General features: G+C 40.9%; 26 protein-coding genes. 2 read left to right on the top strand and 24 right to left on the bottom strand.

From position 1 onward, the window contains the following. Window positions 1-217 precede the first annotated feature (217 nt). The 17 genes from LCL96_RS00980 to bioW form a co-directional block, all read right to left on the bottom strand. Window positions 218-1,312 carry a DUF3626 domain-containing protein gene (locus LCL96_RS00980; protein ID WP_224939633.1) on the bottom strand — a complete coding sequence of 365 codons (1,095 nt, stop codon included), beginning with the start codon at window positions 1,310-1,312 and terminating at the stop codon, window positions 218-220. A gap of 37 nt (window positions 1,313-1,349) precedes the next feature. Beyond that, on the bottom strand, window positions 1,350-1,697 hold the full coding sequence (locus LCL96_RS00975) for a VOC family protein (RefSeq protein WP_224939632.1): 348 nt from the start codon (window positions 1,695-1,697) through the stop codon (window positions 1,350-1,352). An 87-nt stretch (window positions 1,698-1,784) separates the two neighbouring features. Beyond that, on the bottom strand, window positions 1,785-2,255 hold the full coding sequence (locus tag LCL96_RS00970) for a GNAT family N-acetyltransferase (protein ID WP_224939631.1): 471 nt from the start codon (window positions 2,253-2,255) through the stop codon (window positions 1,785-1,787). Between the two features lie 426 nt (window positions 2,256-2,681). Further along, window positions 2,682-2,951 carry a CD3324 family protein gene (locus LCL96_RS00960; RefSeq protein ID WP_224939630.1) on the bottom strand — a complete coding sequence of 90 codons (270 nt, stop codon included), beginning with the start codon at window positions 2,949-2,951 and terminating at the stop codon, window positions 2,682-2,684. A 188-nt stretch (window positions 2,952-3,139) separates the two neighbouring features. Beyond that, window positions 3,140-3,490 carry a YciI family protein gene (locus tag LCL96_RS00955; RefSeq protein ID WP_224939629.1) on the bottom strand — a complete coding sequence of 117 codons (351 nt, stop codon included), beginning with the start codon at window positions 3,488-3,490 and terminating at the stop codon, window positions 3,140-3,142. A gap of 37 nt (window positions 3,491-3,527) precedes the next feature. After that, the gene (locus LCL96_RS00950) at window positions 3,528-3,992 is read right to left on the bottom strand and encodes a DUF3291 domain-containing protein (protein ID WP_224939628.1); all 465 of its coding nucleotides are present in this window, start codon (window positions 3,990-3,992) and stop codon (window positions 3,528-3,530) included. A 167-nt stretch (window positions 3,993-4,159) separates the two neighbouring features. Further along, window positions 4,160-4,684 carry an RDD family protein gene (locus LCL96_RS00945; RefSeq protein WP_224939627.1) on the bottom strand — a complete coding sequence of 175 codons (525 nt, stop codon included), beginning with the start codon at window positions 4,682-4,684 and terminating at the stop codon, window positions 4,160-4,162. A 53-nt stretch (window positions 4,685-4,737) separates the two neighbouring features. Then, window positions 4,738-5,274 (bottom strand): DinB family protein, encoded by a 537-nt coding sequence (locus LCL96_RS00940; protein ID WP_224939626.1) that lies wholly within the window; start codon window positions 5,272-5,274, stop codon window positions 4,738-4,740. Between the two features lie 188 nt (window positions 5,275-5,462). Next, window positions 5,463-6,212 carry an ABC transporter permease gene (locus tag LCL96_RS00935; protein WP_224939625.1) on the bottom strand — a complete coding sequence of 250 codons (750 nt, stop codon included), beginning with the start codon at window positions 6,210-6,212 and terminating at the stop codon, window positions 5,463-5,465. After that, on the bottom strand, window positions 6,202-6,975 hold the full coding sequence (locus tag LCL96_RS00930) for an ABC transporter ATP-binding protein (RefSeq protein WP_224939624.1): 774 nt from the start codon (window positions 6,973-6,975) through the stop codon (window positions 6,202-6,204). The genes LCL96_RS00935 and LCL96_RS00930 overlap by 11 nt, the downstream gene beginning before the upstream one ends. Window positions 6,976-7,114: 139 nt before the next feature. After that, a complete protein-coding gene (locus LCL96_RS00925) occupies window positions 7,115-7,459 on the bottom strand; it encodes a DUF1048 domain-containing protein (protein WP_224939623.1) in 345 nt (114 codons plus the stop codon). 1 nt (window position 7,460) lies between these two features. Beyond that, window positions 7,461-7,799, bottom strand: a complete 339-nt coding sequence (locus LCL96_RS00920) for a PadR family transcriptional regulator (RefSeq protein ID WP_224939622.1) — start codon at window positions 7,797-7,799, stop codon at window positions 7,461-7,463. A gap of 141 nt (window positions 7,800-7,940) precedes the next feature. Then, complete coding sequence (locus tag LCL96_RS00915) at window positions 7,941-8,609, bottom strand: Type 1 glutamine amidotransferase-like domain-containing protein (RefSeq protein WP_224939621.1); 669 nt, start codon at window positions 8,607-8,609, stop codon at window positions 7,941-7,943. 165 nt (window positions 8,610-8,774) lie between these two features. Continuing rightward, window positions 8,775-9,185, bottom strand: coding sequence for a GNAT family N-acetyltransferase (locus tag LCL96_RS00910; RefSeq protein WP_224939620.1), 411 nt, complete (start codon window positions 9,183-9,185; stop codon window positions 8,775-8,777). A gap of 194 nt (window positions 9,186-9,379) precedes the next feature. Then, window positions 9,380-10,570 carry a cytochrome P450 gene (locus LCL96_RS00905; RefSeq protein WP_318246393.1) on the bottom strand — a complete coding sequence of 397 codons (1,191 nt, stop codon included), beginning with the start codon at window positions 10,568-10,570 and terminating at the stop codon, window positions 9,380-9,382. Window positions 10,571-10,711: 141 nt separating this feature from the next. Then, complete coding sequence (bioF, locus tag LCL96_RS00900; RefSeq protein WP_224939619.1) at window positions 10,712-11,881, bottom strand: 8-amino-7-oxononanoate synthase; 1,170 nt, start codon at window positions 11,879-11,881, stop codon at window positions 10,712-10,714. 95 nt (window positions 11,882-11,976) lie between these two features. Then, entirely contained in the window at window positions 11,977-12,747 is a 771-nt protein-coding gene (bioW, locus tag LCL96_RS00895; RefSeq protein ID WP_224939618.1) for a 6-carboxyhexanoate--CoA ligase, read from the bottom strand. A 666-nt stretch (window positions 12,748-13,413) separates the two neighbouring features. On the opposite strand from bioW, the gene LCL96_RS00890 reads away from it, so the two are divergent. Beyond that, the gene (locus LCL96_RS00890; RefSeq protein ID WP_224939617.1) at window positions 13,414-14,523 is read left to right on the top strand and encodes a M23 family metallopeptidase; all 1,110 of its coding nucleotides are present in this window, start codon (window positions 13,414-13,416) and stop codon (window positions 14,521-14,523) included. Window positions 14,524-14,825: 302 nt separating this feature from the next. On the opposite strand, the gene LCL96_RS00885 is transcribed toward LCL96_RS00890, so the two are convergent. Continuing rightward, window positions 14,826-15,587, bottom strand: a complete 762-nt coding sequence (locus LCL96_RS00885; RefSeq protein WP_224939616.1) for an SDR family NAD(P)-dependent oxidoreductase — start codon at window positions 15,585-15,587, stop codon at window positions 14,826-14,828. A 93-nt stretch (window positions 15,588-15,680) separates the two neighbouring features. On the opposite strand from LCL96_RS00885, the gene LCL96_RS00880 reads away from it, so the two are divergent. Then, window positions 15,681-16,055, top strand: coding sequence for a MerR family transcriptional regulator (locus LCL96_RS00880; protein WP_224939615.1), 375 nt, complete (start codon window positions 15,681-15,683; stop codon window positions 16,053-16,055). A gap of 112 nt (window positions 16,056-16,167) precedes the next feature. Here LCL96_RS00880 and LCL96_RS00875 read toward each other — a convergent pair whose 3' ends face one another. From LCL96_RS00875 to LCL96_RS00850, 6 genes are all read right to left on the bottom strand, one after another. Continuing rightward, window positions 16,168-16,767: a GNAT family N-acetyltransferase gene (locus LCL96_RS00875; protein WP_224939614.1), complete on the bottom strand. Its 600-nt coding sequence runs from the start codon at window positions 16,765-16,767 to the stop codon at window positions 16,168-16,170. A 100-nt stretch (window positions 16,768-16,867) separates the two neighbouring features. Further along, the gene (locus LCL96_RS00870; RefSeq protein ID WP_224939613.1) at window positions 16,868-17,449 is read right to left on the bottom strand and encodes a DUF1062 domain-containing protein; all 582 of its coding nucleotides are present in this window, start codon (window positions 17,447-17,449) and stop codon (window positions 16,868-16,870) included. 369 nt (window positions 17,450-17,818) lie between these two features. Continuing rightward, the gene (locus LCL96_RS00865; protein ID WP_412103507.1) at window positions 17,819-18,265 is read right to left on the bottom strand and encodes an NUDIX hydrolase; all 447 of its coding nucleotides are present in this window, start codon (window positions 18,263-18,265) and stop codon (window positions 17,819-17,821) included. Window positions 18,266-18,309: 44 nt separating this feature from the next. Next, window positions 18,310-18,636: a MazG nucleotide pyrophosphohydrolase domain-containing protein gene (locus LCL96_RS00860; protein WP_224939612.1), complete on the bottom strand. Its 327-nt coding sequence runs from the start codon at window positions 18,634-18,636 to the stop codon at window positions 18,310-18,312. Window positions 18,637-19,080: 444 nt separating this feature from the next. Continuing rightward, window positions 19,081-20,871: a YhgE/Pip domain-containing protein gene (locus LCL96_RS00855; protein ID WP_224939611.1), complete on the bottom strand. Its 1,791-nt coding sequence runs from the start codon at window positions 20,869-20,871 to the stop codon at window positions 19,081-19,083. Window positions 20,872-20,873: 2 nt separating this feature from the next. Continuing rightward, on the bottom strand, window positions 20,874-22,931 hold the full coding sequence (locus LCL96_RS00850) for an efflux RND transporter permease subunit (protein ID WP_224939610.1): 2,058 nt from the start codon (window positions 22,929-22,931) through the stop codon (window positions 20,874-20,876). Window positions 22,932-22,946 lie beyond the last annotated feature (15 nt).

The raw sequence follows: 22,946 nt of genomic DNA, 5'->3' as shown, positions 1-22,946 counted from the left end.
TATTAGCAGATACTTAAACAGGTCTGACCCGCATAGCGAGGGCCAGACCTAATCTATTTACACGATACACTCCCTTTAAAATCCAAAAATGTCTTCTCAGCCATCGGAGTCTTTTCTTTTTCAATACAAGACTGCTTTGCATGATGAAACGAGTAATTATTGAATAAAACACAAATAACAATCAAACTAAAAGCCAATACAGTCACATATTTTTCTTTCACGCAAAACCACCTCTATCAATTCCCACCGGTCTTCCGTACTTCACGAGCACATGCCATAGCAGCTTTAATTCCTGCAGTACTTCTTCGAAAGTTCCCCGATCAATCCAGGCATTGGGATTCTGCTTCAGATCCTGGACCGCCAGCCCAATGGTGTAAGCATCTATCTTATTTTCTAAAGAAATCCGCTTTGCCAATGACGGCATGGTTGGACCTCTGAAATCAGAAGGAACGTCATCCACATGAAGGATGAAGCCCATATGCCATTGAAGGCCGATAGCATATTTCAGGCACATTTGCTCCAGGATTTTGCCCACCGTGGTGTTCTTGAAGGATGGATCTGCAACCAGTACTTCTACATCTTCTTTCAGAGAGATCGATCCGTGAATCTGAGATTCTATATAATGATTCAGGTTTCGACTGGCCACGATCCCTTTCCTGCCGTGCTCAAGATGATTCAGTACATGATGAACGAACTTCGTTGGAGTCATATTCTTCTCCCCAAGTGCAAAATCTCTTAAAAATATTTCTTCCAACAGCGCAGCCAATATCATATCAAATTCCTGATACGTTCCCTTCTCGAAAGGATTTTGATGAGAGTCCAGGTATGTAAAGGTAGATCGGGTTGAGACCTTAGACGATAATAAAAAATAACAAGAGCCGAACCGGGGAGAAGGTCCATCAGGATGTACCATCAGGTTCAATGCCCCGTACTTCGGCCGCTCGCTCATTAATATACCCTCTGTTTGATAGGCTCCGCCAAAGAGGCTCGCCTCCCACTGATCCCGGTCGCCACCTGAATGGGGAGATACCTTCCCATTTGATATGAACGTTTCAAACTGACTCTTATATTCCCCGAGTTCAAGCAGGGATTCTGCAACGTTCTTCATCGCGGGAGTTGGTCGATCGGGATGGAAGTGAAGTCCGATTTGCGCGTTAGTTTTAATTTGATGAACTACTTGTTCGAACACTTCAAACGAAATATTGGACATGTTCAGGATGTGTTGGATGGTCGCCCTAGAATCCTTTTTAAATTTAACTGCATAGGCAGTAAAATAATCCATCGCCTGACGCTGGGAAGGTGTCAGTTCCATAAAGAATCAACTCTCCTTATCGTATCTCCACACCCCATTATTTCTCCCACAATTCAATCAGTCTGCCCTCTGGATCTTTAATCCAAATAAACTGACCAAATTCACTCACCTCTTTTTCCTTTGCAAGAGGTACACCGATTTGATTCAGATGCTCAATCGTTTCGTTAAGATTATGTACTTGGAAATTTAGCATAACCTGCTGTTCTGTCGGGAAGTAAGGGTCCTCTTCCGTGAAGAAAGAAAAGATCGTTTCGTTTTCTGAATCGGGTTTAATCATGGTTCCATTCCAATCTCCCATTTCGATCTTCAATACTTCGCTGTACCATTTCTTTACCTCTTCCAGGTTTTTGGTTCTCCAGAAGATTCCTCCGAATCCTTTTATCATCCGTATCTCGCTCCCTTTATTGATTGATTATAGTAGGAATTCAAGAAATAAAGAGAAATTCCTTCTTTCAGTGTTCAATTGAATTTTTCACCAATCCTTTTCCATAATGATGAAGTGATATTTTTCCCCTCTAATCCTGTTTTGAAAGCTTCCCTTTCTTTTAAAGCCTGCCTGTTCATACACTTTCATTGCCCGTTTATTGAAATCAACAACGGCCAGTTCCAAGTGATCATAGCCGATCCGTTCCCTTCCTTGCTCTATGATGGCTTGGATAAACCTTAAACCATTTCCTTTCCCAGTCAGGGAAGGTTTCATTTGAACCCCGACAGCTAACACCACTTCGGGGGCATCCCCCACGTTAAAAAACTCACAGTTCCCAATCAATTCTCCCCCATCATCCATGACGGAATAAAAATAATCCGTATCTATGCTCTGAAGGAATCCGTTGATTTTTTCCTCCTGTATATGATTATCGTAAAAAGAATATTCTCCGTCATACGACCAAGTGATGAACTCATCGACATCTTCTTTTGTTCTCTTTCTCAATTGATAATTCATGTGTTTTCATCCCCTTTTCTTTCATTTTATATCTGCGGGACTAATAAGGCTTCCTACTAAACGATTGTGGCGTAATCTTGAGGCATTACTAAATATATTCAATCTAAAGACGAACGATCTGTCCTCATGACCTTTATAGGATCACTTGTTACACCGCTGTTGATTTCCGTGCAAGACTTCGCTTTCCTCGGGCGGAAGGCGAGCCTCCTCGTCGCTATCGCTCCTGCGGGGTCTCACCTACTCCGCTTTTCCCGTAGGGGTCTTCGTCTTGCACTCCAATCAACAGCTAGAACCTGCTATATTCACTAATTGTGCTTGAGTCATAGTAATAAAAAATCCGAACGATTTTGAATTTCACAAAAGAATTTCCAAAATCGTTCGGATTTTATTTTGACTAAGACTTTTTTGTCCCAGCCTCATATAATCTTATTCTTTATAGTTGTATATGATTCTTTCAATACTCTTGACCGAAAGATGGTACTCTGCAGCGATTTGACTCTTCGTCGCACCACTCATGTAGCGCTTATAAATAAGTCCATTTCTTTCATTAAGGGCTTTTCTTGTCCCATTTTTTTCTCCCCAAGAACGTTCATTTCCTCTCTTTCTTGGTATATATACATAATCACCATCAACGTAATTCTGAATTAACAGCACTAGCTCTTCAGGTAGCACTTCATTTGCCTTTTTATATCCCATACGTATCCCTGCTTTCTTATTGAGTTTGCATAAGAAATAGCAAAGACCGCTAATTTAATATCTGGGCATCCCTCATAGCAGCCTTCGCCGCTAGCAAGAGAATAGTTTCAGGTTCGGGTATTTCCCCATTTCCATTACCTCCCTAAACACAGTGCCTATTTTAATTGTATTTGTTAGATCAGGGAGCCTCACTCAAATACTTGACGCAGTTCAACCTGTCCTTCCCCGTTTCCTTGGGGATCCGGTACCCGCATGGCCCACTCGATGGCTTCTTCCCTCGACTTCACATCGATCAGGAAAAATCCTGCAACTAAGTCTTTCACCTCAAATGGACCTTCCGTTACTACAGGCTTACCTCCTGGTTCAGGAAAGGAAACGCGAAGTCCATTTGAACTTGGATGCAGTCCTTTCGCCATCACCCGTACGCCTGCATTCACTAATTCCTCATTGTACTTTGTCATCTCTTCCATGAGCTCAGGGCTTGGAAGATTTTCGGCTTCCGAGTTTTTGGAAGCTTTGACAATCATCATAAATAACATACACATACCTCCAACTTCTTTATTGTCCATTAAAACTCTACTTCAGAATATACGGATTCCCATTCTCATCAAACGCTTGCTTTAAGTCAAACGCAAAGGGAGTGGCTTCATGGTCAAGATAATGATTGTATCTCTTAAAGGCTTCATCCCATGAAACATCCTTCACCTTCTCTGTCCACCAGGCTACATATGAGAAATGTTTCCCGTAATCAGGCTCCATCCATTTGTTTCTATTTCTCAATGCCTGGCTGTGTTTCCCCGAATAAGTAAAACGATATAAGGAATCCAGGTTTTTCCATACCGTTAGTGTCAGGACAGGGTAACCTTTACTCTCCGATTCTTCAGTCAGTGTGATTCCATCTGATGAAAACTCTTCTATAAGATTTCCTGATAAATATGCCTGACGCATGACTTTATATCCCATTTCATAAAACTCACGAGATGTCGGGTGATCATAAGGCTGATTTAACCTTCCAACAGTATAAATTGAAACGAATGCCATTCACATTCCTCCAATTAGAGTCTTTATTCAGATATATTCATGTGGACTAAATACCATATTAAAGGTATTCCATTTTCATCAAGATTCTTCCTCCATTTAGTGCAAAATACTATGAAACATTCACATTTTCACCTTGACTATTTCCTGTGAGAGAATAATAGTTCGTTTCAACGATTGATCCACTTTTCACCTAGACCGCTTGTAACTTGTACTAATTCCGTATTTGAACATTTGTCTGCCAAGAACGGTTTCTTTTGACTCCTGAGAAAAGGTATTTGAAAAATCATTAGAGGAAATAACACAATATGAAAAATAATTCTCTTTAGAATTTGTTTCATTGTAAGGTTTTGATCTTTTTTCAGTGGAATCACTTTTATTTTCAAGAGCTTATGACCAAGGGTTTGTGTGATAATCCTGATGAATAAAATATAGTAGGTTATAACGAAGCACAAAGTAGATAGTAGCTTTACTAGTGGAGAAATCCCCAGTTGATCGAGTATGGAATAAAAACAAAACAGTGGAATCAAATCGATTCCACTCGACAGCAACTTTCTTGTCAGACCAGCCCTAATAAAAGTATCATCATGATGATGAAACGTCCTTATAGATTCCAACTCATACTCCGATCGAATCTGAAGACGAAGAAAATATCCCATGATCACCAAAATGATGAAGCTCCAGATATAATCCAAACGACCACCCTCCTACTTCTCTGTTTCTATTAAGCAGTCCTTTCAAGACCAACTTAATCCCGCTCCTTTGGCCAGGATCCCTGTTGTTTGCGTACGAGTACAATTTGCCCTATATGGTAAGCGTTGTGCAAAACTTGACGAGTCAAAATCTCAACAAGCTCCTCTTGAATGTGACTCTCATCCACATGTGTTAATGAATTTCGCACATTTTCACAAATCAGATGTGTTTCTGCCAGGACTGCTTTCCATTTTTCTGAATCTGACGGGTCCCCGCTATCTCCAAACGTATCCTTCTCAAAGATTGATGTCCATTTAGGATCTACTGGTCCACCAATATCACCAAATGAAGCGTTCATATTCGATACCGTTTTCCCGGTCTTTGCATCATTTATTTGCCTGATAAGGAGTGCGTTATATACATTGAGGTGGTTCACTGTTTGCCAAATGGTATTCCCTCCCCCAGGAGGCTGCCAGCTTGCATCTATGGAACTTAAACCTTCAAGTGCCGGTTCCAGTGGTAAAAACCATGTCTCTTTATCCCAGCAAAAATCAAATTCCATGCGAATCGTATCCATCAGTCCCAGTTTCATGTGCTTTTTCACCTCTCGTTAAGAATATAGCTTACATCGTGAGGCTTTATAGTCATTTATTAATGAAACAGAATTAATCTGAACATTCAGTTTTTATTATCCATTAATTACTATTATTTATCAACAGACTCTTATTTCACCTGAAAGCTGCTTCATTGCACGTAACGGTAAATGATTATTTTGTTGCATTAGCCTACCTGGCGTTTAAATACTTTGTTGGCAATGAAGTATGAAAGGAACATGATACCAACGCACCAGGCAAGCGACGTCCAAATATCGCTGCCGACAGTCCCATCATACAAAAGGGCACGAATCGCATTCACGATGGACGTCACGGGCTGATTCTCTGCGAATACCCTTACAACGGTCGGCATCGTTTCCGTGGGGACAAAAGCTGAACTGATAAAAGGCAGAAATACAAGTGGATACGAATATGCCGTTGCCCCTTCCATAGAGTCTGCCGTCAATCCGGGAATAACCGCCAGCCATGTCAAGGCAAGCGTAAACAGTACTAGTACTCCTGCTACCGCAAGCCACTCCAAGATATCCGCACCCGTACGAAATCCCATCAACAGCGCAACGAGAATAACCACCATTACAGCAAGCAAATTGGAAACAAGGGAAGTCAATACGTGGGCCCATAATATTGAGGATCGTTTAATGGGCATCGTCATAAAACGCGCCATCAGTCCGCTCTTCGCATCCGTAAAGAGCCGATGCGATGTATAAGCGACACCTGACGCAATCGTAATCAGAAGAATTCCGGGTAACAAGTAATTCACATAGCTGTCCGTTCCTGTCTCGATGGCACCGCCAAATACATAGACAAATAACAACAGCATCATAATCGGAGTAACGGCAACCGTGATAATCGTATCAGGACTCCGTAAAATACCACGCATCAATCGGCCAAATAAAACTCCTGTGTTACTGTTCATGTTCATTTCCTCCTTTTTTGCCAATGATTGCGAGGAAGATTTCCTCTAGCGTCGGCTGCTTCTCGATATACTCTACTTTCGCAGGCGGGAACATTTCCTTCAGTTCAACAAGGGTACCCGTCGTAATGATTTTCCCTCCATGAAGAATGGCGATCCGGTCCGCCAGCTGTTCCGCTTCCTCCAGGTACTGGGTCGTCAGTAATATAGTCGTCCCCCCACCCGCAAGCTCCTTGACGGTTTCCCAGACTTCCATCCTGGCTTCCGGGTCAAGCCCTGTCGTCGGCTCATCGAGAAAGATGACAGGAGGCGCGCCAATCAGGCTCATAGCGAGATCAAGCCGGCGTTTCATCCCCCCGGAATACGTATCTGCACGCCGGTTGGCGGCCTCGGTCAAACTGAATCTTGTTAAAAGATCGTCTGCGATTCGGGAAGGATTGGGCACTCCCCGCAACTTGGCAATCATAATCAGATTTTCCCTTCCTGTCTGGATGCCGTCTATAGCAGCAAACTGACCTGTCAGACTGATGCTCCGGCGAACCTGATCCGGTTGATGCTGTACATCAAAGTTGCACACACTCCCATTACCGCTATCCGCCTTCAACAGCGTCGAAAGAATATTAACAATCGTTGTTTTACCCGCCCCATTGGAACCTAGAAGCGCGAATATCTCTCCACGCTGCACCTCAAAATCCACACCCATTAAAACTTCCTTGTCTTTGAACGATTTTTTCAATCCTTTTACTGAAAGCGCTGCGTGACTCATGTATTTTTCCTCCCTCAATTTCAAAAGCTACTTAGTGATACAGGTAATCAGTATCACTTACTACTATGGTAAAAAAACAACTGAATAGTCTTGGTTCTGCATTTTTCACCCGCCATTCAGTCGGTATAACCGATTACATTCACTTTTTTCCACGACCGATCGTATCATTCAACTTCGCCCGGTGCTTGTCACTCCACTTTTCCGAGTCTTTCACTAGTTCATCACAGAAAGCGGCTACGTCCTCTCCAGTGAGATCAGTGACTTCCTTGCCTTCCGCTGCCCCTTCTTCGAACAAATCCAGAATGCCATTAAAAACTCTACTCGTGTCTTTCCAGTCGGTGAGACCTCCGGCTGTCCACATATATTTTTGGATAGCCTTGTAGGCATTGAGGTACTCACTTGGCAATGTCTTCGCACGGGCTTCCATCGCACGCCATTCACGCTTGTCGGCAAAACTGCCAGTTATCTTTTCAATAAATTTCATTTTATCCTCTCCTTATCATTTCTTTTGTTTTGAGTTCGTTCATCTTGCTTGAAAGGAATTCCCATTTCCCCCAGAAAATCTTGAGCTTCTCTTGCCCGGCTTCATTAAGGGTATAAAATTTTCTCGGCGGCCCTACAGTGCTTTTCTTCTTTTCAATATTCACCAGATTGTTTTTCTCAAGGCGCATGGTAATGGTATAGACTGTGCCTTCCACCACATCCGTGAAACCAAGTTCTCTCAGCTGCTGCGTGATTTCATAGCCATACGTTTCACCGCGGCTGATGATTTCAAGCACACACCCTTCAAGAACCCCTTTTAGCATTTCTGTGAAGTTTTCCAAACATTCACCCCCTGTATTAATATTCCACTCTACTCAGTATTACTAATTACTAGTATATAGTATGACAAAGTAGTGATTTTTGTCAACCCATTTTATAAAAGCTGAAGATCAATTATTCGATCTTCAGCTTTTGCCGTAATATCAGGACGAAAACAGTCTCCAATTCCCCTCCGAAACAACTTCGACCTCTCCATCCACCACTTTAATTGCGGTCTCATCATCAATACCATACGCCTGACCGTTCAACCCTGCGGCCCATCGCTCGGCATCAGCCATCGTGTTTTCCGGCAGCATCTCATGGTCCAGATGGGGAAATATTGAAAAATCAACCATTCCCAACGCTTCATCCCCGCCGGTCGGCGGAGTCCAGCCAACGAAGTCTTCCCCGATATTCGGGGCCATCACCATACTCCCCGCGCTCATTCCCACATAGACTGCGTTCAGTGTTGGCAAGAGCTCGGCCAGACCGGATTGTCGCATCCAATGAGCCAAATAGAGAGCGTCGCCGCCCGATACCAGCAGGACATCCGTCTCCTTGATCAGCGGCACCCAGCGCTCTCGGTCGATGCTTGGCAGTGCTGTAAGTTCCAGCACTCCGACAGACTTCCATCCCAGGTCAACCATTGGATTCTCGGAATTCCCGCTGATGAACTCCCATGTTTTGACGCCGGGACCGACCCATGGGTGTCCGTACATGGCGGTGGGGATGCACAGGGCGGTGGAATCAGCGATCGGCTTGTCCAGCATGGAGACCAGAGCTTCGTGTATGCTTTTGTTATTGACGCCTGCAGATGTGAGCAGTAATTTCATGATTTCATCTCCTTATTTGGGCAAAAGTCTCTGTATCTCTAAGAAAGCAATTCTTTAATTTAACTCATTCATTACATTAACCTACCCAGGTGGTTCAATAAGGAATTCAACAAAAAAGGGCGTTAATCCTTCTTGAATTAACGCCCCCTTTAACGACCAACATAATCATCCACGTCTCATAAATTGGAGTTCACCCAGATTATTTGTAAAGCCCCATTTTTCGTAGAAAGGTATCATTTCTGGTCTGCAGTAAAGTTCGAAATGTTTTATTTTATGTAGAGAGGGGTGTTTAATGAGTTGGTTCATCAATTTCTCACCAACGTGTTTTCCACGACAGGAAGTATGAACAATGACATCAAAAATAATGGCTTTATAAACGTAATCAGTAAGTATACGTGCAAAAGCGACTAATTCTTTATCTTTTGCTCCAACAAATCCCATAACAATGTCTGAATTCTCAAGCATACTTTGAATGTCAGAAATTGTCCGCCCCTTCGTCCACCATTCGGTTTGATACATCACATGTAATTCTTCGACTTGTTCACTGTTAAGACGCTCTACGATTTCAAAGTCCAATGTATTTGCCCCCTATAATGGAATACACCTTTACTATACTAGCCTTTAAGGAAATATTAAATTTCTTTGTCTATCTCCTTTCAGGATATAAGAATGAGACAAAACTCCATCACCGCATTGCCCAGTAAATAATCTGGACGGACTCGATAGAAGTAAGATGGTAGTCCCCCTTTTGATAGGTTTATATATTTACATTAATGATTTAAATGTACATACATTTCTTTCATAGCTCTAAAGCCCACTAGATTTCTCCATTCGACCTCTTTGGATTCTAGTTGGATGTTTCCTTCGTTTTGTATAAGCGTTTGTATCGCAATTTGAGCCTCTAACCTCGCTAACGCAGAACCTAAACAGAAATGAATACCTGATCCAAATGCAAGGTGAGGGTTTGGATTTCTTGTAATTTCAAAGTCATCTCCGTTCGAAAATTGTTTAGGATCTCGATTAGCCGCTCCAATGAGGACGTAGACATGATCACCTTTTCGAATCTGCACGTTGTTCAGTTCAACATCCTCTGATGCGATCCTGGCGATCATTTGAGTAGGGCTTTCATATCGTAAACATTCCTCGATTGCTGATTCAATAAGGGATGGATTTTCAATCAATTTATGGTACTCTTTTGGATTTTTTAATAAACAATAGAGTGAATTGCTTATTAAATTGACGGTCGTTTCATGTCCAGCAATCAAAAGTAACACGGCAGTTGCTAATAATTCTTCTTCCGTTAGCTTCTTATCTTCTTGATGTAATAATTCGCTAATCAGATCATCCTGAGGAGAATGGCTCCTTTTTATAATGAGATCTTTAAAAAATGTTAGCATCTCCAATGTTGTAAGGTTTCCGTCGACAATGGATCGTCTTGACCGTGTAAAGTCGATTGATTGAATCAAATTCAATGCCCATCCACGAAAGATATCTTTATCTTCATCTGGAATCCCTATAATTTTTGCAATAACAAGACTGGCAAAAGGATAGGCGAAATCGGAAATCACATCTATTTTCCTCTTATTCTTTAGGCTATTCCATAAATCGATTGCTATTTTTTCTATAAACGGACGACACTTTTCAATTTTAGCAGGAGTAAACTTGTGGCTGACAAGCTTACGTAATCTTCCATGATCAGGTGGGTTTCTAAAAAGCATCATACGATTTTGGATATCTTTTAAGGCTTCATACTTTTTCGTTGTCTCAGGAAGTGGAATTCGAGTTTGAAAACGATGATCTTTAAGGATGGTTAACGCTTCTTGATATCCAGTTACGAACCATCCAGGATATTTCAAAAAACTCCCTTTATAAACCGGAGAAATGGAACGTATTTCCTCATAAAAAGAATACGGGTTTTCTGTCATTTCAAATGTAAATCGGTCCGTACTTTGGTTCATCATGTGCTGCCTCCTAAACTTCTTTTGTATTGAATTAGAAAAACGTAATGGTGAAAGCCTTCGCTTTTTCTTACATTAATCCTTAAACTAAAAAAAGATGCGTTTTACCGCATCTGTTATAACCTGCAGCTATATTCGACGTCATTAGATGATATCCAGCTCTCTTCCAATCTCTTCAAACGCTGCAAGCAAATGCTGAATTTCTGAATCATTATGAGTAGCAGTAACCGTTAGTCGGATGCGACTCTCTCCTTCAGGAACAGTCGGAGGTCGAATCGCAGGTGCATAGATACCGTTTTCCTGAAGCTTTTTTGAAAACATAACCGACTTTTCTGCATCACCAATAATCACAGGGATAATCGGTGTATCCTGTCCATATACTGTGAATCCCATTGATTCCAGTGAGCTTTTTATTACGTCTATTTGTCTATGTAATTTTTCCCTTAATTTCTGACCTTTCTCAATGATATCGAATGCGGTGTAGGCAGCTCCACAACTTACCGGGGGGAGAGACGTTTGAAATATAAACGTTCTAGTATGATTGATTAAAAAATCGATCAAAACGTTAGAACCCGTTACAAAACCACCTTCAACTCCTACTGCTTTACTTAAAGTTCCTATGACTACATCCGGAGAAACTCCAAAAAGTTCACTTGTTCCTCTGCCTCTTTCGCCCAAAACACCTGTAGCATGTGCATCATCTACAATGACATAAGCATCATACCGTTCAGATAGTTTCATAATTTCATCTAATGGAGCAATCGTTCCGTCCATACTAAAAACACCATCTGTGACAATGAATCTACGAGTATACGTTTGTGTTTCTTTTAATTTTTCCTCTAGATTACTCATGTCAGAATGCTTGTAAATGACCGTTTCAGCTTTTGATAGCCGGCAGCCATCGATGATACTTGCATGGTTCAGTTGGTCGCTTAACAACACATCCCCTTTTTCCGGCAAGGCTGAAAGAACACCAATGTTTGCTAAATAGCCACTTGAGAATAAAAGAGCAGCATCCATCCTCTTAAAACTGGCAATCCTTTGCTCCAGCTTTTCATGCCATTCCGTATTCCCAGTTGTTAATCTAGATCCGCTGCTTCCCATTCCAAATTCCTGTAACACTTTTAATGCCTTTTCCATTACCATTGGATCATTCGCTAAGCCTAAATAGTTATTGGATGAAAATACAATCTGTTGTGTACCATTGACTACCATTTTGGGCTGGGGTGCAGTGCTCATTGTCCTTAACTCTCGATATAAACCAGCCTGTTTGGTCTTTTCTATCCTCTGATTTAACCATTGATTAATGCTCATTACACATAACCAATTTCTCACGTTGTGTTTTGATTGCAGCATCTAATTCGATATTTCTGTGCCCACGGACATACCATAAATACGTTTTGCGGTTTTCAATCATGATCTTCCTCCCATTGAACGAAGATTGGTTGCTCTTCTAAATAAGACACATATTTATTGATAGTAGATAGCGTATCAACAAAAAAGATACGGCACCCTCTCTCATCACCATAGTGTTTAAGTTGCGTTATACGTTGATAACCTATGTTTTTACTAGCTACATATCCTGTCATGTAATTTGGGTCATCGGACCAGCATAATTCTGCAATGGTAAATGGGTGATCACACACTTTAGTAGCAAGGGTCAGCGCTTCCTTTAATCTCGGGCTAGCAGGAACAGCTTTTGACTTAGCCCATTTTTCAAAATTCTCCCTTTGCCAATCCATCCGAGAGACTCGAACCCCTTTATCTATTCTCCCATCTATTCGCTCCCCCGTTTGAATATCAATGAGGATGGCTCCCCTAACCGCATATTCTGGGATTTGCTTATAGGCTTGTTCAATAATGTCTTTAGGGACACCCGTTTTCTCAAGAAGAGACCTAGCTAACTCTTGTCCTTCTTTAACTGTACTTACTTCATTTGTTTGGACTGTTAAAGGATTCACTTGTTTGATAGGTTGATTGACCACTTCACATTGAATTTGAAAAAAACCCGGTTTTCCTCTTGAGTGATGTAATGCCTTTTCCAGCAATGTGTTTACTGATATCGGTAAATCTTGATAAGAAGAGAGAAGTTCACCACCAGAAATATGCTTCCCTCCATTTTCATGCGATTCCTTTTCTGAAGCTCGCATTCTTACACTATATATTTTGCTCTGATCCATAAATCTCTCTCCTGAACTTAGTTTTTGCTGGGTAAAATTTAGTGTATATCGCTGTCATAAAGTGTCTTTGGTTCACTTATTGTAAACCAAACACAAAACTAAGTTTACAATAATTTTATAAAAATGTTAACTTAAATTTTAATTAAGTTAACATAAAAAAGCATGATTTTTATGTGTGTATTAAAGAGGAGGAAAAGTGGAAGACCTCGATATCCTATTCATACATTTTTTCACTTAGTTGAACTTTACATCGGATTTATATGATCTATCTTGTTTTGTTTTTAGAGTCACTTTAATTGTCGTTCTCGAAAGTAACTTTCCGGCTCATTTTTAGTGATATTTTTCTCCCCTAATTTTTCTAGTCCATTTTCTCCAAAGTGTACTTTTACATCCTTCTTTATTTCCCAAGTAAGAGTATGCCTTTAGATTCTCGTAAATAGGGATTTACAATTCGGGCAAACAGTGACCCATTAGAATATAGAGACTTATGAATCACAATTAGAAATGGTGTTATTTTACTATTTTCCTAGATAGGGAATGGTGTTAATATAATGAACGTTGTGCAATTGGAAAAAAATAAAAATAAAGGAATATATATTTAAAAGTTTTTTTATGGTTTATTTACGTTGCAATTGTACTAAGATTAAATAGATATGGAGGAACATAATGATGATAAAGACCATTTTTAAAAGTTTAATATCTTTCATTTTACTAATAGCGGTAGTAGGGATGGCCTCGCCTATCAATAAGGCTTCTGCAGCTTCTTCATTTATTTATCCATTAAATGGAACAATCACAACTAACTTTGGGCCAGATGTATTAAATAACGAAGAGAGATACCATTATGGAATTGATATTGATGGAAATATTGGAGACGCGGTTAAATCTTCCGCATCTGGTACAGTAGTAAGATCAGATTATTCAAGTTCTTATGGGAATGTAATCATTGTCAGACACTCTATTAATAATCAAACTTACGAAACACTCTATGCTCATCTAAACTCTAGAAATGTTTCTAATGGAAGTACAGTAAATCAAGGGCAAGTAATTGGTGCTGTTGGAAATACAGGCTATTCTTTCGGTTCTCATCTGCATTTTGAATTGCACAAAGGAACTTGGAATATAAACAAGTCAAATGCGGTCGATCCTCTTGAATATTTGGGTAAAGATTTAGTTCCAGCTACTGATAATTATGCTGTTTACGTAAGAACAGCTAATAAGGAAGGGGAGCTATTAAATAAATTTTCAACCATTGAAGAAGCAACTAAAGAAATGAACAAATATAACTACACAAGTATTATTAACTTGAGTACAGGCTTAGAGATTGCTACTAATAATGCTCCAAAGGATGTTAAAGTTTATTTCGGAAGTGATACAGAAGGAACAGCCTATGCAGAATTTTCAACAAAGCTTTCGGCTAGAAATTTCTTAGATATGTATCAAAACATGGTAGCAGTTGATACTGCAACATGGGACCAATTTGATTGGTCCGTGGCGAATTCAAAAAAATATGGTGCCTTTAATGGTTCTGATAGCACAAGAAAAGACTTTGGTGTTAGAAGTGCTGCAATTGACTATCTAGAAACAAATTATACTAATTCAGTTGTAATGGATAAGACTACCAAGCCATACCCTACCGAAATTTGGAAATCAAATAACACCTTCCCTAAAAAATATTTAGTCACTGATGGTAATAACTCACAAAGCTACTCAATTTATAGTGCTGCTGTATATGCCAGAGATTTAGTTCCTGGTTCAGAGATAATTATTCAATAAGTAAAAAAGACAAGACTTCTCTAAGTGAGAAGTCTTGTCTTTTTATATTCTTATCAAACCTAGTTATGATTCTTCCGTTAATAAAGTGAATAATAACTCCTTTAATGTTCTAATTTTTGATCCAAAAGTTATTCAAAATCTTTGTTTTCACTGAAATTCCCCCTATTATCTATTCCAAATTGCACCGCATATTACCTTGAAATTATAAGTTTCTCCCTCTCAGCCGTACGTGCAAGCCTTTAGCGCAGGTGGAGCTTGCCTACTTCTGATACTCACCTGTAAAGGTAGTCTTCATTTTTTCACTATTTGCTTGTTCGCGTCACATAAGGATAGATCGGATCAATAAGCTGGAATTCATATTTTTCAGGATTTACGATCCCTACGACTTTATCGCTGTCATAAAGGTTAAGCATAAAATGAGCCATTTCTTTTGACGTATGGTATTGGGGAACCGTGCTGCCATATTGGAATTCTTCAACATCGAAAGCTCTTTGAGCAAATTCCGTTTCGGTTGCAGCTGGTGCAAGCACTTTCGCCTTCATCGGCATTCCTTTTGAAGCTAATTCCTGGGCAAGGCCTTCAGTAAAGGCGCTGACGTAGAATTTCGTTGCACAATACGTAACGGCCTCTGCTACAATCGCATAGCCTCCGCCTGATGATACGTTGATTAATTGTGTTCCTTCTACTTGACCATATTCCCTGACAAACAATGTTGATAAAATGGTCAATGCCTGGATGTTCAAGCGAAGCATTTCCTCAATTTTTTCAAGATTTTGTTCTCCGATTGGATCAAAATTTCCGAACCCTGCGTTATTAATAAACGTTTCTAATTGATACTCTTTTAAGCTCTCATAAAAACGGTGTACATTCTCAGAAGAAGATAAATCTGCTGTTTTGACGATTACCTCTACATCAGGATTCTTCGTTTGAATTTCCTCTTTTAATTCTCTTAATTTATCTTCTCTTCTCGCTGCAATAATCAGGTGTTTCCCTCTTTCGGCAAAGGACAGTGCCGCTTCATATCCAATTCCCGAACTTGCTCCTGTAATAACTGTGTACTTCATTTACGATTCCTCCATTCAGATTTTTTTGGTACAATGGTATCGTAACTCTTAGAGTGAACTCTAAGTCAAGCATTTATTCAGGAGGTTTTAGTTATGTACAGTATCAGTGAAGCTGCTGAACTATTGGACGTAAGCCCACATACTCTTCGCTATTATGAAAAAGAAGGCATCATCGTTCCTGACAGACAGGCCAATGGGATACGAAGTTATCACGAAGACCATGTTTTATGGTTGAAATTTGTCATTAAATTACGCGAGACACAAATGCCTATTTCCGATATTAAACAATATACCAAGCTGTTTCAGGCAGGAGACCGTACAGCAGTAGAACGATTGGCCATACTGGAAAATCATCAGAAGAACATTCAGCAGCAGCTCGAAACACTGCACGCCACCAATGAAATGCTGGAAACAAAAATCGACAATTATAAAACATATATCTTGAAAAAAAAACATCAGCACCATTAAGGAAGGAAAACAGCTCCAGGGAAATCCAGTCCCGGAGTTGTCTTCCTTACATATCTCTACGAAATACGTTCTATTCACATACCTGCCGAACTCTAATTGAATGATAAAAAAATTATTTCATCACTTTAAAATAATCTTCCTGAAGAAGCCCATACACAGCACAATCCTTATAATGATTCTTAGCATTGCGGATCATATGCTTAATCGTGCCTTCTTGTTCCATTCCATTTTTACGCATAATCTTTCCAGAGGCTGGATTGTCAATATTATGTGCTGCTGATATTTTGTGAATGTTCATATGTCTAAAAGCAAAATCAATGACAGCTCTCAATGCCTCTGTTCCGTACCCCTTGTTCCACCAGTTATAACCGATTGAATAACCTACTTCACAATTCTCAGTGAGACTATCAAATTGGAAGAGATCAATCGCTCCAATCAATTCACCACTTGTTTTTAGTTCGATACCCCAGTAACAGAACTCTTCTGAATCATACTGACTTACGATTTCTTTTACCCTCTCAATGGTTTCCGACACAGACTTGTGTGCACCTTTAATCAGATTATCCATTACACGATCATCACAAAGCCAATGGTCAAATACACTTTGTGCATCTGAAAGTTCAACCTTTCTTAAAACTAATCGATCTGTTTCTAGTATTGGAGTTCCTAGGTAATGAATCATTTTCTCACCTGCCTTCAACCTACTATTCATTTCTTCATCTTACATAAAAAACCCTTTTAATAATAAGAAAGGTGTACAGCTGAAGATTAGCTGTACACCGTTAGAAAATAGCCGTTGCAATGAAACTAGATTATGATGTCAAAGCATCACGTTTGACTGTAATGTGCAGATCATCTATAACATTGCTCTTCATCTTCATGTTTGGATTTAGTAAGATCGTTCCATCCTGAGACAACTTGTTTACTTTTGACCTTGATATACCTAAGATTTCTGCAATCAGTTTATCTATTCTAAGACCAAAATCATATTTATAGGAAAGTCTAAACGTAACCTCGTTAGATTGTGAATCAAGCTTTTCTTTCTTTAACTCGTATCGTATATCTGTCATGACATCATTACATAGCTTTCTTAATTTGTTGATTTGAAAAGCATAGTTCCAAATGGTCTCTATATCATTATTCATAAACTTTTGAATGAGCACTGAATCAATTTTATTAATATTGACTCTGGATAAAATGGGGTAATTCCAAGTTCCCTCACAATGCGTACAGTTATAAATAAGCCAAATATCCATTATTTTTTGATTCGCATTTACTCTGAATTTTTCACTGCAATAGAATTCTGTGTTCGTTTTACATTTACTACAATTTCGTTTTACAATAGGTGTTTCCTGAGCAATGATCTCATACGTGAATTGATTGTTTACACTCATACACCAGTTCCTCCTATTCATTCAGAGGAACGCAAAAAAACGGTTGAATGGAGAACGATTTCCCACTAAAAAAGCGGAATACCATATAGGTATCCCGCTGGAATGAAAACAACTGACTATCCTGCGTTCCCTGTAATGGTTAAAAATAGGCACACTTCTCCCGTCACTGAACAATGATGTTCAAAAAAGAAATGCACTATTGAGTTGCTTCAACCATTACAAGTATGTTGGCAAAACCAATTCCACCTTCCAAATTTCTCCTGCAACTTTAATATACCTTGTTTTATCAATCATTACCATTATTTTAATGATTTTTTAGTATTACGGTTGCTTCATTCGGTTTTATAACGATTCAAACACCTATTACTTTTATAAAAAATGTTTCTCAATGATATAACGCGCTTTATCCACTAGATTGAAAGGTAAATCTTCCAAAGGGAAAAATTCTAGATTCCTACTCTCATGGTCATTAATAGATAATATTCCACTACTATGGGATGTAGTAAAAACAACCGTTACACCAAATATTTTATCTCCGTTAGGGTAGGTGTGACATTCATTTTTACCCGATAAAATATCAATTAACTTGAATTCTTCTGCTCTTAAGCCCGTTTCTTCAAATAATTCTCTACTGGCGGCTTCCTCTAACGTTTCCCCATATTCCATAACCCCACCAGGCAGTCCCCATATGCGACGTTCAGACCGTTCTTGAAGCAAGACTTCCCTTTTGTCGTTCAAAATAACAACCGTTGCCCCAACGACCATAAGAGGTTGTGTTCCAATTTGTTTTCTCATTTTTTTTACATAATCACTCAAATGAACTACCTCTTTCTTCGTTTCCGCTATTTCAGCGTTATGTACTATTTACTTTGACCTACTAAAAACTCTTCTAAATTAGGAGATTGATTATATTTCATTGCAGCTTGTTTATCCTTATTAAAAATGGCATTTGTTAAATCAATCCCATTAATGCTCGCGATTGCCACTGCGTAGTGGATCACATCCACTAACTCTTTTTCTAATGACGTATTCCCTTCATTTGCTTTTCGACCTTCTAATTGGTTCAGTACTTCTGCTACCTCACCCAATTCTTCTACCAGTTTCATAAATAAAGCAGATGACGAGCGTCCTTCTTTATATTTTAATGCCAGGTAGCTCTGTAACTCATGGAATGTCAGTTGTTTCATATGGAATGCTCTCTTTTACTATTATTAACTCTGATTCTCATAAAAGTTTGATTAAGGTAATTAAACATATAATCGGAATCAATGCGATCCCGAAATATAGGATACTAATCATTTTTCTACCTTGTTTATATCTCATCATTCCGAAATTTACGATCATGCAAATCGATATGACGACAATACCTATAAACATTTGGCCCGTATATTCTCCACCAGGACCTTGAAGAAGGAAAAAGATGAACACCGTAAGCGATATGATAGTCAAAATCGTGTGAATATATAAACCTGATTTCGTGAAATTAGATCTGAACATAAAAGCGCTCCTACCAAAGAAAAATTTTCCAATTACTAACACCTATTATTTCAAAAATCTTCATTTTGAGCAATTCTCATTTCATCCATAAAAAAGACCCAAGAGAGATTAACCCTCCTGAGTCCATTATCCAATCATGTAAACAAATCCATCAACAATTCCCAAAATCCTTTTTCCTTCTTTGGCTCTGCTTTCTTCTCTTTCTTTTCTACCTTTTCGATGCTTTCCGTCTTGATGACGAATTGCACAGATGAGACTTTTTCGTTTTTGGACGAAACGAAGGATACTGGTTTGAAATCGGATTTGTCGTATTCGGACATCATCTTATTGATTTCTTCCTGCATCTTGTCCGGAAGATTTTTCGTTTCCTGATGCAACTTGCTTGTTCCGTCGTGAAGGTCTGCGACGCCGCCTTCCAGTTGATTGGTTCCTCCTGCGAATTCAGCCATTCCCGCATGAAGTTTTCCATATGAAGAGGATAACTGACCTACGCCTTCTGTGTACTTGACCAATCCAGAATGGAACTCACCATAGTTGGCGGAAAGTTCGCCCAGCCCTTTTTGTAGCTTCGCAAGTCCGCTCATATCCGTTTTCTGCAAGGATGCAGACAGATTAGTCGAAATGGAAGTCAGTTGACTGCTCATTTCGTTCACAGAACCACTCACCTGATTCAAGGTCGGTCCGACTGCAGCAAAGGCTTCCTTGACGTTTGCATAGGTCCCTTTTACTTTTTGTGCCGCTTTATGGGACGCCACGAGTTTATCCACGACCTTTGGATCGGCTCCGCTTTTGTATAGTGAGGCAATCTCTTCTTCTGTCAGATTGTTGGCTGGTATTTCGGCCATTGCTCCGTCCAGTGCACTGTATGCTTGAGCGTAATTTGCCTGCAGAGAGGTTAATCCACTTGCTGCTTGGGTCAGGCCATCCGCCAGCTGGTTGAGTCCATCCGGCAGTTCATTCAGTGCGGATAGATCCATGTCAACAGGATTCGCCGACAAGGACTGATTGATGGTCCGCAGTGCTTCGCCGATGGAGTTTGAGGCCCCGACGATTTGAGACGATGAACCATTTAATTCATTGATGCCGTTTTTATACTGTGCTGAACCGTTACGAAGCTGGGCTGCTCCGTTGTTCAATTGGGAGACCCCGCTTTTCAGATCGGCCACCCCGGTATTTAATTTTCCAATGGCATCGGATAGTTCGGACATGTCATCGGTCATATTTTCAGTTCCCGTCGTATCAATGGGAAGTGTGGACGGGACAGCGGCGATTTGAACTCCCTTGAACTCAAAGTCCTTCACATCCGCTTCCACGCTCATCTTTTTCTCTTTACCCGGCATGACGGTAAAGGTGATCTGTTTATCCTTCCCGGCACTAGCTACCATTCCGTCTGCTGCCTCGATGTTTTCATACGTATTCGGCAGGTTCAGGGAAACCTGAAGCAGATAATTATCATAGAAGACAGACCCCGTATGTTTATTTTCAGCGGTATCGATGCTGATGTCGATGTGCCCGCTTTTTCCTGCAAGCTGGGACGGATCGATTTTCTTCCCATCCAAGCTATAGGTAACCGCCACATCCCATGGCAGTTCGGTCTCTTCCTTCATATTTCCTTGATACGTGAACTTTCCTTCAGGGGCGTCCATTTCCACCTTCTGGCCCTCTTGCTCAAGCTTCTTCAAATCCGTCAGATTCTTGACGCTGCTGAAATCCCCGTAATCGAGGATCTTTCCTCCATGTGTCACTTCAAACGTATTCACGACATAAATGTCGTTCAAGTCACCAGCGGCATCAAGGGTCGCGTAAACGACTTCATCCTTCGACGCCACCTTTCCTTCTGTTGCCGCCTGAGCCGGAACAGCCAGAAATGAAGGCAAGAACAGCATCAATGCGAGTGCACTATATGTGAATGTTGTTTTTCTCATCATCATTTCTCCTCATAAAAGTTTGCTTTGATCGTTGTTTTCTTGATCCATCTATCGCATACCAATAACAGTGCCGGCAGGACAAGGAGAACCATGATAAAGGCTAATAATGCCCCTCTCCCCATCAATAAGCCGATGGATCCCACAATCGGATTGGAAGACGTGATCCACAAGATGAATCCGACACTTGATAGGATCGCTGCCGAAATCGAAATCGAGAATGTCTTTTCATCCAGGGTCCGTATCATGGCTGCTTTAGCAGGCATTTCCTTACGATAATGGGTGTAGGCCTCGGTGAATAAGATGCCATAATCCACCGTCGCCGCCAGCTGCACCGTACTGATAATCAAATAGCCGACAAACACGAGAGATGTATTGGTGAAGTATGGGATCGATAGATTGATCCATACCGCCGCTTCAATCGTGATCAGAAGCACAATCGGAATCGAAATCGAGCGGAAGCTGAATAGTAGCACAAGGGCAATCGTCACGACCGTCAGTACGTTTACAACGATATTGTCTTTGTTTACGGTATTTTTTATATCATACAGTGTCACGCTTTCCCCCAGTGCCAATGCTTCATCTCCATAATAATCACTTGCCGCTTTCTCCACCTTTTCAACGATGGAAAACGGAGCGTCGCCTTCCGTCCCTTGATTCGTGTTGATAACGATACGGCTGTAGCTTTCAGAATAAAATTCATCCGTGATGGATTTGTCGAGATACTCAGGTGGGATCTCTGCCCCCACCTGGTTGACATACGCCATGACCCCCGTCACATAGTCAAGGGACTCAATGTCCTCCACGAGCTTCTCTTCCTTTGCCATATCCCCTTTAGGGACCAGCAGGACGATGGGCGTCGTTTCCCCGAACGCCTCCTCGACCTTTTTGAAATCACTTCCGACACGGGTGTTTTCGGGCTGTTCCCCCGTCCCGTAAATGAAGGACGTATTGGTTTGCCCCAGAAATGCCGGGACCAGAATGACCAACACGAAGATCAGGCTTGGAATCTTCAGTTTCAATACTTTGTTCCCGATACCAGTGAAGCTCGGAACAAAACTCTTATGTTTCGTCTTATCCATCCATTTATAAAGAATAAGCGTTAGTGCAGGCAGGAATACCATCACACTGATGAAGCTCAGCACGATCCCCTTCACGAGGTTCACCCCGAGATCCGAACCGATTTGAAATTTCATGAATGTAAGGGCGATGAATCCGAAGAAAGTGGTTGCCGCACTTGCTGTGATCGCCGGGAACGACTTCTTCATGGCAAGCTTCATTGCTTCTTCAGGATCGTCCGTCTCCTTCCGGTAATCGGAGAAGCTGTGAAGCAGGAATACCGCATAATCCAGTGACACCGCGAGCTGCAGGATCGGTGCCACCGATTGGGTGACGAAGGAGACTTCCCCGAGGAAGATATTCGTCCCCAGATTGATAAGGACTGACACCCCGATCGCTGTCAGGAAAAACAATGGTTCGATCCAGGAAGTTGTCGAAACGACCAGGATTAGAATGATGAGGGGAACAAGGAGCATTCCGGCATACATCGATTCATTCCCTGCCATCTTCTGAGAACTTGCCGTATTGGCTGCCTCACCTGCAATCGCACCATCTTCACCGATCAACTCGTAAATCTCATCAGTGATTCGCACCTCATCCCCGGTCCGAACACTGATGGAAAACAGGGCGTTCCTTTCTTTATAGTAATTCTCCACCGTTTCTTTATCCGCCACTTCCAAAGGCGTCTTCAGATCGACCATATCATCTAGCCACATCACATCCGTGACCCCGTCAATGGCTTCCAGTTTCTCTTTATAGGTGAGTGCTTCCTGTATGGACACATCCGTCACCATGACCCTTGTATCCGGAACGGCCCCGGTAAACTCCCTTTCCATGACGTCCAAAGCCTGTGTCGACTGGGCATCATCCGGGAGATAATCGACCATATTATAATTGACCTTCACAAAAAACTGCGCCACCGTTGACAGAACTGTCGCCAGAATAAACGCAATCAATACCGCTTTTTTATGCTTTATGATCCAAGAAGCAATCTTTATCATCCTTCAACCTCTCTT

The sequence above is a fragment of the Rossellomorea aquimaris genome (assembly GCF_020172085.1).
GTDB lineage: Bacteria > Bacillota > Bacilli > Bacillales > Bacillaceae_B > Rossellomorea > Rossellomorea aquimaris_E.
Note: the sequence above shows the minus strand (reverse complement) of the source record. Positions and strands in the feature narration are given on the sequence as shown.